Source organism: Bradyrhizobium sp. B039, from assembly GCF_038965675.1.
Lineage (GTDB): Bacteria > Pseudomonadota > Alphaproteobacteria > Rhizobiales > Xanthobacteraceae > Bradyrhizobium > Bradyrhizobium diazoefficiens.
In genome coordinates this window covers 7,615,354-7,631,126 of record NZ_CP152416.1, presented here as the reverse complement: position 1 = coordinate 7,631,126, position 15,773 = coordinate 7,615,354, and the positions used below count along the sequence as shown (strand labels likewise).

Genomic DNA, 15,773 nt, shown 5'->3' with positions numbered 1-15,773 from the left:
CAAGGTGAGATTAACAGAGGGATTCGAACGAGCTACTATGCATCAGCTCGGGCGGTTGGCCCGGCTCGGCCCTCGTTTGTAGGCTGGCTGCGCGGGGTCTGAACATGGGCCTGCATTGATCATCTCCCCATGGCTTTTGCAACGGCTGCTGTAACGCTGTTTTCTTGACTTACCCAAAAATACCCAACTTCGATCTGAATGGGTGCATAAGGGCGGAAAATCACGGCTAGCGTTACCAACACTCGCGGCCCTGGAAGACGACAGGCACGTGAACTTGAGGGCCGAAGAGCCCAGAGGAGGGACCAATGCCAAGGACGCTAGCCGCACCGCGCGGCCATTCTTACCATTTCGTCAAAGCCGCTCTGATTTGCTCAACTCTCTTGTCCGGTGCGGCCGCATCTTTCGGCCAGGCCAAAGCGGAGGATATCAACTGGCGCCAGTTCGAGGGCGCTTCGATCGTTTGGGCTTACGACATCCATCCATATGCTGACGCGGTTGCAGCACAGCTTCCTGAGTTCGAGAAGTTGACGGGCATCAAGGTGACGCCCGAGCTTTATCCGGACGATGCCTATTGGAATAAGCTGACCATCCAGCTGAGCACAAAATCGCCCTCGTGGGATGTCGTCGGCACAGGAATTCAACCGGCTTGGGATCTTGCGCCCGGTCAACTGCTTGAGCCGCTCGACCGCTATCTGAACGACCCTAAGCTCACATCGGCAAGCTATGACTACAAGGACTTCTTCCCCGCATTGCGTGACGCGCTGACTTGGCAAGTCAATGGCGGGCAGATCGAACCGGGCCGGGGTCAGGTGTGGGCCATCCCGCACGGGTTCGAAAACATCCAATTGTTCTACCGTAAGGACATTCTTGACAAACACGGTATCAAGGTTCCGACAACCCCGCCGGAAATGTCGGCGGCATGCGAAAAGCTAAAATCTGCCGATCCCGCGATCACGCCCCTGGGTGTGCGAGGAGTGCGCTTTTGGAGCAGCATCCACACGGCCGCGATCTCAATCGCCAAGTCCTATGGTGTACACGACTTCGTCGTCAAGGACGGCAAGTTGGAAACCGGTCTCAATTCTCCCGAGTCGATCGCCTTCCACAAAGACTACGTGGAGATGATCAAGAGGTGTGCTGCCCCATCCTTTGCCAACGACAACTGGTACCAAGTGGTCGATGGCATCAATTCGGGTCGGACAGCGATGGCGATCGATTCTAACATGTTCGGGTTCTGGAACGATGTTGCCGGCAAGCCCGCTTCGGGCAAGATTGCCTTCGCTCCGCCACTGCGAGCTCCGAACGGCAAGACTTTCGAATCGAACATCTGGATCTGGTCCCTGGCCATGAATGCTGCTTCCCAGAAAAAGGGAGCGGCCTGGCTCTTCATTCAGTGGGCGACGTCAAAGCAGGTCGAGCTGAACGGTGCCATCGCCGGCAAGCTCGTCAACTCGCCGCGCGCTTCGACCTGGAGCGACAAGGTTTGGCTCGACTATGCGGCTAAACCGGAATTCACAAATTTCGTGGATACCTTCAAGAGTGTTCAGGACCGGGCTGCGCTCGCCTTTACGCCGCGCGTAGGGTTTGCCGAGGCCATGAACGCCTGGGCAGTTGCCATGCAGAAGATGGTTAATGGTGCGGACGTGAAGGCGACATTGGCCGACCTCGCCTCCGAGATTCGCTCCTCCATGTAAGGCAACCGGGGAGCGGCATCACCGGATTGCCGCCTCCACTACCCCCGCGTATCTTTCGAGAAGTGAGCGATGAACCTTCGAGGCATCGACGCAACCGTGATGCTACAATCATCGGTAGGCCAACTGGCACCGCCCAAAAAAGAGCAGGTGCAAAGCGCCGGGCAGCATGCTCTTGACTGGTGGAGCCTTGCTGCGATTGCTCCCGCGATCATCATACTGCTCGGATTTCTTTTTCTGTTTTTCTATGGCGTCTTCCAATCGCTGACCGATCTCAAGTTTGGCCGTCCCCTGGTTCGTTTCATTGGGGTCACCAACTATGAAGTGGCAATCAAGACTCAAGATTTCTGGAACAGCATGCGGGCGACCACGGTGTATGCCTGCTCCGCGGTCCTCGCGGAAGCGTTCTCTGGGCTTGCGCTCGCCAAATTGTTCGCAAGCCGCGTGTTTCTTGCACAATTGATGCGGCCTGTCATTCTCCTTCCGTTGGTATTGCCGCCCATGAGCGTCGCCCTGATGTGGACCACAATGATGGATCCACAAAACGGGATTCTGAACTATTTGCTTTCGCTCGTCGGGATCGGCCGCTTCGCCTGGATTTCGGACGCCGGTACGGCGATGTTCTCGCTAGTTCTCATCGACATATGGACTTACACACCATTTTTTGCGCTCATCATCTTCGCCGGTTTGCAGGGCATTAACGAGGAGATCAGAGAAGCCGCGCGGATCAATGGCGCTAAGGGTTGGGCGACGTTCCTCCATATTGAGCTTCCACTTATTGCACCGTATATCCTGATCGCCGCAGTCTTTCGGCTGATCGAGTCGCTCAATCAGTTCGATATCATCTTCGGAACAACCCAGGGCGGTCCAGGTGACAGTACCTCCGTGCTCTCGGTTCGCGCCTACATCACAGCCTTTCAAAACCTCGCCTTCGGGCGTGGTGCCGCGCTCATGGTTGTCAACTGGTTGATCGTGCTTCTCGGGACCTTGGCCATGGTAAAATTGTGGCGGTTGGTTCGGCAGCGCGTAAGCTAGAGGAGGCTGGCAATGCGCTTCAAACGCTTAACGCCCGCAAGCTTGTTCCTTAATGGACTGGTTGTTGTCTGTACGCTCATCCTGACATTTCCCCTGGTCTGGATCGTGATGATGTCGCTGAAGCAGCAGGCCGAGGTCATGACCTTGCCGCCGCGCTTTGTCTTCACTCCAACATTTGAAAACTTCCGCGTTTTGTTCGATGCCGCCCAGGCCGGGGCGACAAGCTACGGCACCATCAAGGTTGATTTCCTGACGCCGGTCGCCAATAGCGTCGTGATATCGCTTGGCGCGGTGCTCGTATCGCTGATCGCCGGCGTACCCGCAGGTTACGTCTTGGCAAGACGTGATATCCCTAGGAAGGAGGACATCGCGTTCTTCATTCTGGGCTTCCGCTTCGCGCCGGCACTCCTTGTCGTTATACCGCTGTTCAGCGTGTTCCAAACAGTTGGCCTTTATGACACTTATCTCGGCATGATCTGGGTTTATCAGGTCGTCACGCTGCCAATGATCATCTGGCTAAGCCGATCATATATCGAGGACATCCCAAAGGACATTGAGGAGGCGGCGGCCATGGATGGTGCAAAGCCGTTCCGTGTAGTCTGGCACATCGTTCTTCCGCTTCTAAAGCCCGGCCTAATCGGCGCTTCATTGCTCATTTTCTTGCTTGCCTGGCACAATTTCGCTCTCGGCCTGATCCTCAGTTCGACGAAAGCACCGGTCACCGTGGCCCTGCTCAAGCTGCTTAATCCAGGCGTTCAGTTCTATCCGGTCATGGCTGCGGGTTTGGTGGTGACCATGATTGTGCCGATCGTCCTGATTATCCTTGGCCAGCGTCATCTCGAACGTGGCCTTACCTTCGGGGCCGTGAAATGAGCCCCAGACCATTGATGTTCTTCGGAACGACCAATCTTGACCTCTGCTTCAACGTCGAGCGGCTTCCAACGCCGGGTGAAAGCCTGATGGGAAGCTTAAAGCAGAATGCGGGAGGCAAGGGCGCAAATCAGGCGGTCGCCGCCGCTCGATTGGGGCTTCGGCCGAGCTTCTACACCCGGCTTGGCGATGATGACGCTGGCCGATCGTTGCTGCAAGCGCTGCGTGAGGCAGGTGTCCGCCTTGATGCCATTGAGGTATGCCCGGGGGAGATATCCGGTTCTGCTCTTGTCCTCGTCGGCGACGACGGCTCCAACATGATTGTCATAGACCCGGGAGCCAATGCAAATGTCACTCCGAGCATGGTCGAGAAGGCGGCCGAATTCATTGAGCGGGACGCAATCGTCGTTGCCGAAATGGGCATGCCGGTCCCCGCGCTCAATCACCTTTTTGCATTGAAGAGCGTCAAGGAATTCGATCTTATTTTCAATCCGGCCCCCGTGAGGGCGGGCCTGTCGCCCGCGGCGTGGAGGAGTGTCGATTTCGTCACACCAAACCAGACGGAAGCTTTCGAGCTCACCGGTGTCGAGGTGCATGACTTCGACGGCGCCGCTCATGCGGCTGGAAAGCTTCTCGATCTCGGGCCGAAGGCAGCGCTGATCACGCTAGGTGCGCAGGGAGCCTACTACGCCGATGCCAGCGCGACTTTCGCGCTCCGCGCATTTCCTGTGAAGGTCGTTGATACGACCGCGGCGGGGGATGCCTTTAATGGAGCTTTCGCAGCCTCTCTTGCTCATCGGTTGCCGATACGAGAAGCGATCAAAAAGGCGCTCGCGGTTGCCGCCTTATGTGTGACGCGACGCGGCGCCCAAAGATCGATGCCTAGCAGTTGGGCCGTCGACGAATTTCTGAATTCTCAATCGATCTTGGAGTTGGAATGACCGAACAGTTCTCAGTTGCAGACAGGACCGTGCTTGTGACCGGTGCAGGTGGAGGCATTGGCTCAGCCATAGCTAATGCTTTCCGTCAAGGCGGTGCGAACGTCCTGGCAACCGACGCGAATTTGGAAAACCTGCGAGTCATTCTGACTCGTTTGCCGCACGGCAATGGCATCCTGCCGATGAGCATGGATGTGTCACGAGAAGATGATGTCGGCAGGGTGCTTGATGAGATCGCCAAGCGCTTCGGCAGGCTCGATGTCCTGATCAACAACGCCGGAATAAAATCGGCTCAGGCGCTTCTGACCGGAAATGCCGATCGAATCGAAAAAACCATCCAGATCAATTCCGTCGCAGTGCTTCGTTGCGCGAAGCTGGCGATCGAGCGCTTCATGAAGAGCAAAGGCGGCCGCATCGTCAATGTCGGGTCCTCGTTGTCATCTCAAGGTGCTGTTTTCAACTACCAGGCTGGCGGTGCCGACTATTGCTTGTCAAAAGCCATCGTGCACGATGTGACAAAGCTGCTCGCTTATGAATGTGCTCCGTTCAAGATCAACGTCAACGCGATTGCTCCCGGGATTATCGATACACCCTTGCACGGGCGTCCGCGGGAGGAAACCGAAGCGCGCCATAGTGGCCGAATTCCGCTGGGCCGGGTCGGACTGCCGGAAGATATCGCAGGGCTTGCGGTGTTCCTGGCCAGCCCCGCAGCTTCCTACATGACCGGGCAGATTGTCCATGTGAATGGTGGGATGCTGATGAATGGTTAGCCTCAGCTCTAAGATCAACTGGCCGCCGATAGAAGGGATTATCTCCGATCTGGATGGCGTCGTTTATCGTGGCGGCACCGCAATAGCGGATGCCATAGAGGCGTTTACGAGATGGCAGAAAGCAGGCGTGCCATTCTGCTTTGCGACGAACAATTCAACGCATACCCCGGAGGACGTCGTCGGCAGGCTGAGAGGATCTGGTCTTTCGATCGCACCGTCTCAGGTCGTTACAAGCGCTATCACCGCCGCAGAACTCGTTCGAACCAATTATCCGCACCTAACGCGAATCTATGTCATCGGAGCTTCCTCGCTTGTGACGGCCATGCGAGATGTTGGGCTGGAGGTCACGAACCGAGCGCCCGAAGCCGTCGTGATGGGGCTTGACCGGGACATCACGCATGAGAAGCTGCGAATTGCGGTTGAGTCGATCCTCAATGGAGCTGTGTTCATAGGAACCAATCCCGATCTTCTGCTGCCGACGGCCAGCGGGTTCGAACCTGGCGCTGGTGCGACCATTGCAGCTGTGGCCGCTGCTACGCAAGTGCAGCCTTCGATCGTTGGAAAGCCGCAAGTGCCGATGATCGAGACAGCGCTCTCACGCCTCGGTACGAAGCGCGGGTCGACCATCATGATCGGAGATCAAGTTCCTACTGATATTCAAGCCGGAAAGAGGGCGGGTCTTGCCACGGTGCTTGTTACAACCGGCGTGCCAACGCGTCAGGATCCGTCCTTGATGGCTCCCGACTTCATCGTATCGAGCTTGCGCGAGATTGAGGTGAGTGCTGCTCGCGCGGCTCAACCGCGACAGAGGAGGGCATAATGGCCGACGTTCGCCTGGAGGGCCTCAAGAAGACTTTTGGGACAATCGAGATCCTGCGTAATATCGACCTGACTATCGATCACGGCGAATTTGTCGTCTTTGTTGGTCCGTCCGGGTCGGGCAAATCCACGCTTCTGCGCATGATTGGCGGGCTCGAGCCCATCAGCGGTGGGCGGCTCCTCATCGACAATGAGCTCGTCAACGACATCGATGCGGCCGATCGCAACCTCGGCATGGTCTTTCAAAGCTACGCTCTCTATCCGCATATGACGGTGAAAGAGAACCTGGCCTTTCCCCTGCGCATGGCCAAAGCCGGGAAAGCCGCGATCGCCGCCAAGATAGCCAAAACAGCATCGCTATTGCAGATCGACCATCTATTGGAGCGCAAGCCTCGACAACTTTCAGGAGGGCAACGCCAGCGCGTCGCAATCGGGCGCGCCATCATGCGAGAACCAAAAGTTTTCCTGTTCGATGAGCCGCTCTCCAACCTGGACACCGATTTGCGCGTGCAGATGCGGGTTCAGATCGCCAAGCTCCACAAGCAGCTCGGAAATACCATGATCTACGTGACGCATGACCAGGTGGAGGCGATGACCATGGCTGACAAGATCGTGGTACTCAAGGACGGCAACATCGAACAGGTCGGCAGCCCGCACGATCTGTATCACAATCCCGCTTCGCGCTTTGTTGCAGGATTCATCGGCTCGCCCAAGATGAACTTCCTGGGCGGCAAGGTCGAAGCAGCTCATGAACATGGCATGGATGTCCGGTTGGACGCCGGGCCCACGATCTCCGTTCCGGTCCAGCCGGACCAGATGCTGGTTGGCAAGCCGGTCACTGTTGGAATTCGCCCGGACGACTTCTCCTCGTCAATGCCCGGGCAGCAGGAGATCTCGATTGAACTTGGGGTCGATTTCGTCGAGCATCTCGGCAGCGTCACGTACATCTACGGTAATGCCGGAAACGAAGCTCTCGTCGCCAGGGCGCCACACTCCGGTTGGCCCAAAGGCGCCTCCAAGTTCACCCTCACCGCCGCTCCAGCCGATTGCCACTTGTTCATGGGCAATGGAAAGGCGGTATGGCGGTTGCACGCACCTGCGAGTTGGAGCTAGTCTTCACGTAGAGCCGTGCGATGATGCGCGGCTCAGGATCGACAGGCGGACGGCTGAGGTGAAGGGAGCCGGTATCAGGCAGTTCTTCCGCAATTCCCGTTCGTTTGTCCTTGGTGCGGGGATCGGGTCGGGCATGACCGCCAGAGCCGCCGAGCGGGCGGGGGCCGATTTCGTGCTCGCGCTCAATGCGGGCCGTTTTCGTGCCATGGGTGGGGCCTCGCCTGCCTCGATCCTCCCAATCCGCAATAGTAACGAATTCGTGGCAAGCTTCGGACGGACCGAAATTCTGCCCAGCACGAAACTGCCGGTCTTCTTCGGCACCTGTACATTCGACCCCGAGCTCGATGTTGATCGTTGGCTCGATCGGATCATCAAATGGGGATTTGCCGGCGTGACCAACTTCCCATCGGTCATACACATCGACGATGAGCGCAGGTCATTGCTCGAGAAGTGTGGTCTTGGTTACTCCCGGGAAATCGAGCTCCTCGTGAAAGCTGCAAAACGCGGCCTGATGACAATTGCCTATACGCGCAGTCAATCCGAGGCGCGTCGAATGGTCGAAGCGGGCGCCGAGGCCATTTGCATCAACTTCAATCTAAACCGCGCGATTGAAAGCGGAGCCGATCCGTCGGTCAGCCTGTCTGAACTTGCAGCGCGTACGAGCGCCGTTGCGCGCGTTGCTCAATCCGTCAACAAGAGCACCATCTGCCTGCTTGGGGGCGGCCCCATTACGAAGCCGGACGAACTCCTCGACATCTGCCGCGAGACCGGAATCCAGGGTTTCATCGGAGGCTCTTCGCTGGACCGCGTGCCTCTGGAGATGTCGGTCCTCGAGGTGACGTCGGGCTTCAAGACCATCCACCTGTTGCGCGAGAAGGTGGATCTACTCGAACGGCAGCTGCAGTTGAGTGGTTTCAGGCACGGCGTGATCGCGCAGTCCTCGGCAATGAAGCGCATCCTTGAGATCACCAGACGCGTTGCGGCGACCCCCCGCCCGGTCCTCATCTGGGGGGAGGCCGGCTCTGGCAAGCGTAGAATAGCAACCCTGGTTCACGCGTTTAGCGACCGCAGGCACGCCAAAACGGCGTTGTTTCATTGCCGCCCCGGTCCGGCGATGGATATACTTGGCCCGTTGTTCGGCGCCGAGCGTCTTGAGAGCGGCAGACGCCAATTGTCACTCCTGGAGGCGTCGAGTGACGGTGCCGTCGTGCTATTGCATGTCGACCAACTTTCGCGCGATGGACAGGAGCGCCTTGCCGATTACCTCGAGACAGGCGGATTTACCCCTCTGAACGGGGTAACTGTCATGCGTTCCAACGCCCGGATCATTGCCACCGCGACCGTGGCCCGAGGCGCTGGTCTTGAAACGGTTCTGTGCGCGCGGCTTCTCGACCTTTTTACCGGGCTGGATGTCCAATTGCCTTCGCTACCCGACAGGCTTGAAGATCTGCCGCAACTCGTTCAACACTTCACCGTCGAAGCCAAAGGAGATTCCAGCGCCCAGACGCTCACGATAGAAAACTCTGCATTCCTTGCGCTCGCCGGGCACGATTGGCCAGGCAATTTGCGCGAGTTGCGGCAGGTCGTGAACCAGCTCGTGACCTTGCCATCAAGTCACATCACCGGTGAGGTGCTAAAGCCGTTGTTGGAGCCACCTTTTGGCGCACGGCCCGCGGCCTCGCTGTCCGAGCGAGACTGGATCATCGAGGGCTTGAAGAGAAACCGGCTTCACCGCGGCAAGACTGCTCGCTCTCTCGGGCTTTCGCGCAAAACCCTCTACAATAAAATCAAGAAACTGCGGATCCTCGAATAAGGCCTCATGCCCGTCGTAGCGGCTGCTTGGCCGTGGCGGCCTGCTCCAGGGAGAACCTCGGTACCGACGACGATCCATGAGAGCCAAGGCTTACGAGCCCGATATCCGATCCAATCGGCAGCGCAAGCGCCTCGGGTCGCAGATAGACGGCCCCATCCAGCTGCGAACCAAGCCGTTGCTCCGCTGCTGTCATCTTTGCCTCGTCCGCCGCGATAAACAGGACTTTGAACCCGCGCCTTGCAAACCACTCCATACGGCGAAGCTCGAGCTCCTGACCGCGATCGAGCGGCACTCCTGCCGATGTCCGTTCAATCATGCAGGCTGGCGGAAAATTCGTCACTCCGGTCATCTTTGCATCCTGTAACAGATCTCCGAGATCTTCCCAGCAGGCAAAGGGATCGATCATGACGACGGCCGCATAGCAGCAAGGGGGCGCCTTGGGGCTCGCGTGCAAGTCCCGCACGAGGCAGTCGTTCCAGTCGATGACAGGAAGTGTAGCCATGACGAGCATGGCATTCTGCGGAAGAGTCCGCAGTGACGGCGCATAGATCGTTATCTGATCACCGCGAGGCGAGGGGAGACTTGCGGCAAGGCGACCAAAGACATTGGCTCTCACGGTTCTACCCAATCCTACCCATTTGAACCTTTCGCCGATCTTACACGCCATTCCATCGAGGTCTAGACCACCACTCGTCGATCTTTGGGGGAGCAATGTCATGTCTTTCTTCGGCGGGGGAGCCGGGCTCGGCTGGATGCGATGAACGCTAACGCCGTCATAGCCGTTCTTGCTTGAGTAGCCTCTCCGCGCCTTGCTGTGAGCCGGATACGATTTGCCGATGCTGCCCGAGTTCGGCTCGTTCTGAAAAAGGGCCCGTGAAGCGTCTCGGGTAGAAAATTCCGGGCGAGCTATCGCTGCGTCCTACGGATCCGCTAGCAGACCGGCTCGTCTGCTTCCTCCCTGACTCGCGCCGCTGCTGGAAGATTCCGGCAGCGGCATCTTTTTGTCTCGGAGCGCGCCGACGATGCGGGCGGCCCAAACCACAAAGCTCCGCCAGCTGACGCTCGCCTCCTTGCAAAGGGGAGAGGCGGCTTCCCTCGTCACGGTGGCGCTCAGGATGAAGCGGCTGCTGCTATGGCCGCTTGGCAGCTACCCAACTTTACCCAATCGCGCTCGTATCCGGGCTTATGGGCCATTTCACTCCGATCTAGACCTCCAGGTGTCCAGAAGCGTCCAGGAGGAAGATCGTGTCTCACCATTACGCGGACGACGAAAGGTCGATCCGGGATGGTCAGCGGTGCGATCCTGCGGGCATGGCCGCGATCGTCGCAACCCTGGACACAAAGGGCCGCGAAACCGCTTATCTCGCGCGCGTCATCGAACAGTGGGGCCGCAAGACTCTTACGATTGATGTAGGCACATCAAACCGGAGGAACAGCAGCGATGCACGCGTGGTTTCACCCGCCGAGGTCTTGCGGGAAATAGCTGCAAGCGCGCGTGAAGAGGTCAAGGAGCTCCTCCGATCAGGTGCGATCGACGCCATCGTCGGCGTGGCGGGCGGCAAAGGCAGCGCGGTCTTCGGTGAAGTTGTATCGGATTTGCCGTATGGATTCCCGAAGCTACTGGTGAGCAGCGCGAGGCCAGCCCTCCTGGCCGAATTGGCCCTCCACAACGACATCATCCTCTATCCGACCCTGGTCGATCTTTTCGGGATCAACGCGTTCACCGAACGCGTTCTGGACAATGCGGGGCGGGCCATTGCGGCGATGCGCTATGTGCCCGCTCAGGATCGGCGGAAGAAGAAGACGGTTGCGATCACGGCCTTTGGGGTCACGACGCCGGCGGCAAATCGCTGTGTCGCGCGGCTGGCAGAGGCAGGCATCGACGCGATTGTCTTTCCGGCCAATGGCGCCGGGGGCCGCAAGATGGAGCAGCTCGTGTCCGCCGGCGAGTTCGATGCGGTGCTCGATCTGACCACAACCGAGCTCGCTGACGAGCTTGTCGGCGGCACCGCTAGTGCGGGTCCGGGTCGGCTCAAAGCAGCATCTCGCCGCATGATTCCGCAGCTCATCGCCCCGGGGGCCGTCGATATGGTAAATTTTGGCCCTCCCTCGAGCGTGCCTGCCGAGTTCAAGGAGCGCCAATTCTATTCGCATACCCCCTTCACGACGCTCATGCGTACGACCGTCTCGGAGAATGAGCGCATAGGCAGGCTCACAGCCGAGCGCCTTTCGCAAGCAAAGGCGCCCGCCCTCGTTCTGTGGCCGGTCAAGGGGGTCTCTGACTATGACCGGGACGGCGGCATCTTTCGAAACCCTGAAGCCGATAGGGCCTGGTTCGACGCGGTCAGGCGACATCTGCCGCGATCGATCATCGCCCGCGAGCTGGATTGTCACATCAATGATCCGGAATTTGCGGAGGCGGCCGCATCGTGGATCGTCGAACAATTGACACCAGGAGGTTCATCAGTTGCGGATGTTTGATCGGGCCGAAATACTCGCAAAGATCACAGCTCAAGTTGAGGCTGGAAAGGCAGTGCTTGCCGCGGCGAGCAGTTGCGGCCTCGTCGCAAAATGCGCAGCTCTCGGCGGCGCCGACATGCTCGTGGTCTACAGCACCGGGCTGTCGCGGTTGATGGGGCTGCCGACGAGCCGGATCGGCGATTCCAATGCGCGCACGCTCGAGCTCGCGGCGGAGATCCGCAACGTCGTCTCCTCGGTTCCTGTTATAGGCGGTGTCGAGGCCTGGGATCCCCTCCGGCTCGAGCTCGATGATCTCTTGGACAAGTTCTGGGCTGCCGGATTCTCCGGCGTGATCAATTACCCGACCATTTCAACGATGGGTGAGAAATGGCGCGAGCGTCGTGGCCGCGTCGGGCTCGGCTTCGAGCGTGAGGTCGAGCTGATCGCGGCGGCCCGCAAGAAGAACATCTTCTCCCTCGCCTATGTCGCAAGCCCGCACGATGCCAAGGCGATGGCAGCCGCGGGAGCCGACTGCATTGTCCCACATGTCGGCGCAACGCGCGGCGGGCTTGTGGGTCATGAGGCGGGACAGTCGATCGAAGAGGCCATCAGGCGCATCAACGAGATCAATGCTGCCGCTCAAGCCGTTCGGCCGGAAGTCATCCTTCTCTGCCATGGCGGGGCAATCGCCGAGCCCCAGGATACCTCGGAAGTCTACCGGTCTACCGGATGTGTCGGTTTCGTTGGCGCCTCCTCCATCGAACGGATTCCGATCGAGCGGGCGGTGAAAGCTGCAGCCGAAGAATTCAAAGCCGTTCCGCTCCCGCGAAAGCGTCAGCAATCAATGCAGAAATCTGCACCGAGGCACGAATGAACAACCCGATCACCAAATTGAAACCTAGTACCGCTTCCTCCTCCAAAGCGAACAAGCCGACGCACGATTGGGAGACGGACGTGCTCGTGATCGGCAGCGGCGCTGCCGGGCTGTCCGCGGCGCTCTATGCGGCAAAAGCCGGACTTCGCGTGACGGTATGCGAGAAGTCTGGCCGGCTCGGTGGCACGACCGCCCTCTCGAACGGCATGATCTGGGTTCCATGCTCAATGCAGGCTCGAGCGGCGAAAATCGATGATTCGATTGCGAATGCGAAGATCTATCTGCAACACGAACTTGGCGATTACTATCGTCCCGACTTCGTGGATGCCTATCTTGAAGACGGCCCAACGGCGCTCGCCAGCTTGGAGAATGGGGGTGAAGTCAAGTTCACACTGGCCTCCGCTCCGGATTATCATTCGAGCCAGATCGGCGGGATCGACATGGGCCGGACGCTGAGCCCCGCACCTTACGACGGACGGCTTCTCGGCAAGGATTTCGACCTGATAGGTGATCCGATTCGCGTCGTGCTCGGCGGCATGATGATTTCGTCCGGCGAGGTCAGAAGCTTTCTCAATCCCTTCCAGTCGGCTGCCTCGCTCAAGCACGTCCTTCGCCGGGTCAGCCGCTACGCAGGCGACCGGCTGCGCTACAGGAGGGGCACTGAACTCAGTGGCGGCAATGCTCTGATCGCGCGGTTATTGGCAAGCCTTCGCAGATACGACACTGAAATCTGGCCAAGCTGCCCAGCGGTTGATCTGATGAGGGAGGGAGGGAGAGTTACTGGCGCACTCCTCAAGCGGGATCGCACGGATCTCCGCGTCCGAGCCTCGCACGGAGTAATCCTGGCAACCGGTGGCTTTGCGCGGAACGGTAAATTGCGAGCCCAGCTCAGCCGAGCCCACCAGCACAATGATACGCTGGCCCACAGCGATGTCACAGGAGACGGCATTGCGCTCGCAGGCAGGCTCGGAGCTGCGATCGATAATGACGTTGCATCGAGTGGATTCTGGACGCCCGTGTCGATCCTCAGGAACGGCCGCTCCTCGCAAGTGGTCCCGTACGGCTGGCTCGATCGTGGCCGTCCAGGTGTCATCGCGGTGGGGCCAAATGCTAAGCGCTTCGTCAATGAATCCAATTCGTACCATGACATCTGTCTTGCCATGTTCAATAGCGGCTATCCGGCGGACAAGCGGTTCTATTTCATCTGCGACAAGGAATTCGTCCGCCTCAGAGGCATGGGACACCTGCTCCCCTGGCCCTGGACTTTGAGTATCAAGAAGTATGCCCGCTTGGGTTACATCGAGATTGGCCGGACGATTGCGGAGCTTGCGGCGGAATTGGGCCTCGACCCGCAAGAGCTCCAAAAGACCGTTGAAAAACATAATGCCCACGCAGCTGAAGGGCGCGATCCGCTTTTCAAACGCGGTGAATCGGCTTTCAACCGAACCCTGGGAGATCCCGCGGTCGGAAAGAAAAACCCGAACCTTGGAGCTATCAAGAACGGGCCATTCATTGCGCTCCCGATTGTCCCGGCGACCCTTGGAACTGCGACCGGCCTGTCAACGGATCCTGGCGGAAGGGTCCTAAATGGAAACGGCGTGCCGATCGCAGGTCTTTATGCCTGCGGCAACGACATGACTTCACCGATGCGTGGGATCTACCCTGGGGCCGGCATTACGATCGGACCAGCCATCGTGTTCGCCTACCGCGCGGTGAACAGCATCGTACAATCCACCCATCAGGGACAGACGGCGGCGGCATCCGGTGCATAAGTGCAGTGTTTTCACCTCTTGGTCCAGCAACGACGGACGGTGGAGAGAGCGAAAGTGCGCAACGTCGGCCAGCTCGCTTTGAATACCTTGTGAGCGGCCCTATCTCGTTTGATGCTGAACTTATCTTCTGAACTAGAGGGGCACGATGCGCCGCTCACGCCATGCCAAGATTGTCGCAACCGTTGGGCCGGCAACCGCATCACCTGAAAAGCTTTGTGCGCTCTATCTTTCGGGGGCTGATACTTTCACGCTGAACTTCAGCCGCGGGGACCCATGACGATCACGCCCGTGTGCTCGTCTCGATCCGTGCGCTGGAGCTGGAATTCAATCGGCCGATCGGCGTGCTGCAGGATCCGCAAGGCCCGAAGATCCGCAATGGCCGGCTCGATGAAGGCAAGCTCGCGCTGGATGCCGGGGAGACGGTCTGCTTCGCGCTAAGAGACAGGCGGGAAGCAGTCAATCCCGCGGCCTCATCCAGAAATATTCGCAGCCGCTTATCCCGGTCAGGCCCTGCTCATTGACGATGGGCGTTCGTCTAGCTAGTCGTCGAAAAGCTCGGTTCTGAACGGAGAATGGCGTGCGTTGTGATCGGCGGCGTCATCCGTGATCACAAGGGCGCCAGCCTTCCAGGCGCGCTGCTCAAGATCTCGCCTCTAACCAAGAAGGATCGAGTCTTGCGTTCGGCCTCGAGCTTGGCGTCGACTGGGTTGCTGTCCTTTGTTCAGAAACCATCTGACCTGGTCGAGGCACGAGCTTTGATCGGTGAGGCCGCCGGTGGCGTTGCCAAGATCGAGACCCCGATGGCGCTTGATCGTATTGGGATATGATCCACTTGTCAGACGCCATCATGGTCGCGCGAGGCGACCTCGGGGTTGAAATCCCCCTGAGGAGGTGCCGGGCCGGCAAAAGGAGTTCGTCAGGGCCTGCCGGCTTGTTGCCAAGCCCGTCATCGTCGCAACCCAGATGCTGGACTCGATGGTCACTGCGCCGACAGCGACCTTATCGTTGCCATCGATGCACGCTGTACCGCTCGGCAACAACTATGGCGGTGTAAGGGAGTGGCTCGGCGTGTGGATCGACGCGCATTACGATATACTCGCAAGGGAGCGGAGAGCCGCACGGGGATGCTGAACTGGTCGGTGAAGCAGTTGGCCGAGCGAAGCGGGTTATCGTGCGCCGTCATCAGGCGGCTCGAAGAGTACAATGACACGCCTCCCGCATCCGACGATCTGCTGCAGACTCTGTGGATCACGTTTGCGGGTGCGGGAATTGAATTCACATTTCCGCTGGTCGGCAAGCCAGGTGTTCGGCCACAATGACTTGATGCCTTCTCGGTGCTGAACTCACGGCCTGCGGCCATCGCAAATGGTGCGTCAGCTCTTCTGGTTTCCTCCGATAGTTCGATAAGCGCTAACGACGCGCGCGTTTGCGAGAGCCTGCGGTGAGGGCATGCGGATAGCTCTCTATCGCTTTTGGCTGCATCGAAATTGGGCTGGCGAGAACGGCCGGCGACCCGCCGTAGGACCTCTTTAACGTGTCCGCAATGTCGGTAGCCTGGCCAACATTACCCAACATTACTCAAAACTTCCTACGTTGATCTAGGCAATCTCGCGCCGCATGT

Annotated in this window: 13 protein-coding genes and 1 pseudogene; 13 read left to right on the top strand and 1 reads right to left on the bottom strand. The window is 58.8% G+C overall.

The window, feature by feature from the left end:
- The first annotated feature begins 305 nt into the window (after positions 1 to 305).
- The 8 genes from AAFG50_RS36090 (at position 306) to AAFG50_RS36055 (ending at position 9,046) form a co-directional block, all read left to right on the top strand.
- Positions 306 to 1,691, top strand: a complete 1,386-nt coding sequence (locus AAFG50_RS36090) for a sugar ABC transporter substrate-binding protein (RefSeq protein WP_011084694.1) — start codon at positions 306 to 308, stop codon at positions 1,689 to 1,691.
- A gap of 69 nt (positions 1,692 to 1,760) precedes the next feature.
- Positions 1,761 to 2,723: a sugar ABC transporter permease gene (locus AAFG50_RS36085; protein ID WP_011084695.1), complete on the top strand. Its 963-nt coding sequence runs from the start codon at positions 1,761 to 1,763 to the stop codon at positions 2,721 to 2,723.
- Positions 2,724 to 2,735: 12 nt separating this feature from the next.
- Positions 2,736 to 3,596: a carbohydrate ABC transporter permease gene (locus tag AAFG50_RS36080; protein WP_011084696.1), complete on the top strand. Its 861-nt coding sequence runs from the start codon at positions 2,736 to 2,738 to the stop codon at positions 3,594 to 3,596.
- Between the two features lie 14 nt (positions 3,597 to 3,610).
- A complete protein-coding gene (locus AAFG50_RS36075; RefSeq protein ID WP_020607991.1) occupies positions 3,611 to 4,534 on the top strand; it encodes a ribokinase in 924 nt (307 codons plus the stop codon).
- Positions 4,531 to 5,301 carry an SDR family oxidoreductase gene (locus AAFG50_RS36070; RefSeq protein ID WP_011084698.1) on the top strand — a complete coding sequence of 257 codons (771 nt, stop codon included), beginning with the start codon at positions 4,531 to 4,533 and terminating at the stop codon, positions 5,299 to 5,301. The genes AAFG50_RS36075 and AAFG50_RS36070 overlap by 4 nt, the downstream gene beginning before the upstream one ends.
- The gene (locus AAFG50_RS36065) at positions 5,294 to 6,121 is read left to right on the top strand and encodes an HAD-IIA family hydrolase (RefSeq protein ID WP_028175941.1); all 828 of its coding nucleotides are present in this window, start codon (positions 5,294 to 5,296) and stop codon (positions 6,119 to 6,121) included. The genes AAFG50_RS36070 and AAFG50_RS36065 overlap by 8 nt, the downstream gene beginning before the upstream one ends.
- On the top strand, positions 6,121 to 7,233 hold the full coding sequence (gene ugpC / locus AAFG50_RS36060; RefSeq protein WP_018645265.1) for a sn-glycerol-3-phosphate ABC transporter ATP-binding protein UgpC: 1,113 nt from the start codon (positions 6,121 to 6,123) through the stop codon (positions 7,231 to 7,233). Before AAFG50_RS36065 ends, ugpC begins: the two co-directional genes overlap by 1 nt.
- 133 nt (positions 7,234 to 7,366) lie before the next feature.
- Positions 7,367 to 9,046 carry a phosphoenolpyruvate hydrolase family protein gene (locus AAFG50_RS36055; RefSeq protein ID WP_231166590.1) on the top strand — a complete coding sequence of 560 codons (1,680 nt, stop codon included), beginning with the start codon at positions 7,367 to 7,369 and terminating at the stop codon, positions 9,044 to 9,046.
- 4 nt (positions 9,047 to 9,050) lie between these two features.
- On the opposite strand, the gene AAFG50_RS36050 is transcribed toward AAFG50_RS36055, so the two are convergent.
- Entirely contained in the window at positions 9,051 to 9,557 is a 507-nt protein-coding gene (locus tag AAFG50_RS36050) for a hypothetical protein (RefSeq protein WP_018645264.1), read from the bottom strand.
- An 800-nt stretch (positions 9,558 to 10,357) separates the two neighbouring features.
- On the opposite strand from AAFG50_RS36050, the gene AAFG50_RS36045 reads away from it, so the two are divergent.
- The 5 genes and pseudogenes from AAFG50_RS36045 (at position 10,358) to AAFG50_RS36025 (ending at position 15,471) form a co-directional block, all read left to right on the top strand.
- Positions 10,358 to 11,527 carry a Tm-1-like ATP-binding domain-containing protein gene (locus AAFG50_RS36045; RefSeq protein WP_018645263.1) on the top strand — a complete coding sequence of 390 codons (1,170 nt, stop codon included), beginning with the start codon at positions 10,358 to 10,360 and terminating at the stop codon, positions 11,525 to 11,527.
- Between the two features lie 52 nt (positions 11,528 to 11,579).
- The gene (locus AAFG50_RS36040; protein ID WP_018645262.1) at positions 11,580 to 12,380 is read left to right on the top strand and encodes a phosphoenolpyruvate hydrolase family protein; all 801 of its coding nucleotides are present in this window, start codon (positions 11,580 to 11,582) and stop codon (positions 12,378 to 12,380) included.
- Positions 12,377 to 14,152 carry an FAD-dependent oxidoreductase gene (locus AAFG50_RS36035; RefSeq protein WP_018645261.1) on the top strand — a complete coding sequence of 592 codons (1,776 nt, stop codon included), beginning with the start codon at positions 12,377 to 12,379 and terminating at the stop codon, positions 14,150 to 14,152. The genes AAFG50_RS36040 and AAFG50_RS36035 overlap by 4 nt, the downstream gene beginning before the upstream one ends.
- Before the next feature lie 145 nt (positions 14,153 to 14,297).
- Positions 14,298 to 15,142, top strand: a pseudogene (locus tag AAFG50_RS36030) (pyruvate kinase); the annotation flags it as partial.
- A gap of 134 nt (positions 15,143 to 15,276) precedes the next feature.
- Positions 15,277 to 15,471, top strand: a complete 195-nt coding sequence (locus tag AAFG50_RS36025) for a hypothetical protein (protein ID WP_020607990.1) — start codon at positions 15,277 to 15,279, stop codon at positions 15,469 to 15,471.
- Positions 15,472 to 15,773 lie beyond the last annotated feature (302 nt).

What these genes read in the sequence shown, in the direction of transcription:
- AAFG50_RS36090 (WP_011084694.1), top strand. Translation starts at nt 306, where the DNA reads ATGCCAAGGACGCTAGCCGCACCGCGCGGCCATTCTTACCATTTCGTC.
- AAFG50_RS36085 (WP_011084695.1), top strand. Translation starts at nt 1,761, where the DNA reads ATGAACCTTCGAGGCATCGACGCAACCGTGATGCTACAATCATCGGTA.
- AAFG50_RS36080 (WP_011084696.1), top strand. Translation starts at nt 2,736, where the DNA reads ATGCGCTTCAAACGCTTAACGCCCGCAAGCTTGTTCCTTAATGGACTG.
- AAFG50_RS36075 (WP_020607991.1), top strand. Translation starts at nt 3,611, where the DNA reads ATGTTCTTCGGAACGACCAATCTTGACCTCTGCTTCAACGTCGAGCGG.
- AAFG50_RS36070 (WP_011084698.1), top strand. Translation starts at nt 4,531, where the DNA reads ATGACCGAACAGTTCTCAGTTGCAGACAGGACCGTGCTTGTGACCGGT.
- AAFG50_RS36065 (WP_028175941.1), top strand. Translation starts at nt 5,294, where the DNA reads ATGGTTAGCCTCAGCTCTAAGATCAACTGGCCGCCGATAGAAGGGATT.
- ugpC (WP_018645265.1), top strand. Translation starts at nt 6,121, where the DNA reads ATGGCCGACGTTCGCCTGGAGGGCCTCAAGAAGACTTTTGGGACAATC.
- AAFG50_RS36055 (WP_231166590.1), top strand. Translation starts at nt 7,367, where the DNA reads ATGACCGCCAGAGCCGCCGAGCGGGCGGGGGCCGATTTCGTGCTCGCG.
- AAFG50_RS36050 (WP_018645264.1), bottom strand. Translation starts at nt 9,557, where the DNA reads ATGCTCGTCATGGCTACACTTCCTGTCATCGACTGGAACGACTGCCTC.
- AAFG50_RS36045 (WP_018645263.1), top strand. Translation starts at nt 10,358, where the DNA reads ATGGCCGCGATCGTCGCAACCCTGGACACAAAGGGCCGCGAAACCGCT.
- AAFG50_RS36035 (WP_018645261.1), top strand. Translation starts at nt 12,377, where the DNA reads ATGAACAACCCGATCACCAAATTGAAACCTAGTACCGCTTCCTCCTCC.
- AAFG50_RS36025 (WP_020607990.1), top strand. Translation starts at nt 15,277, where the DNA reads ATGCTGAACTGGTCGGTGAAGCAGTTGGCCGAGCGAAGCGGGTTATCG.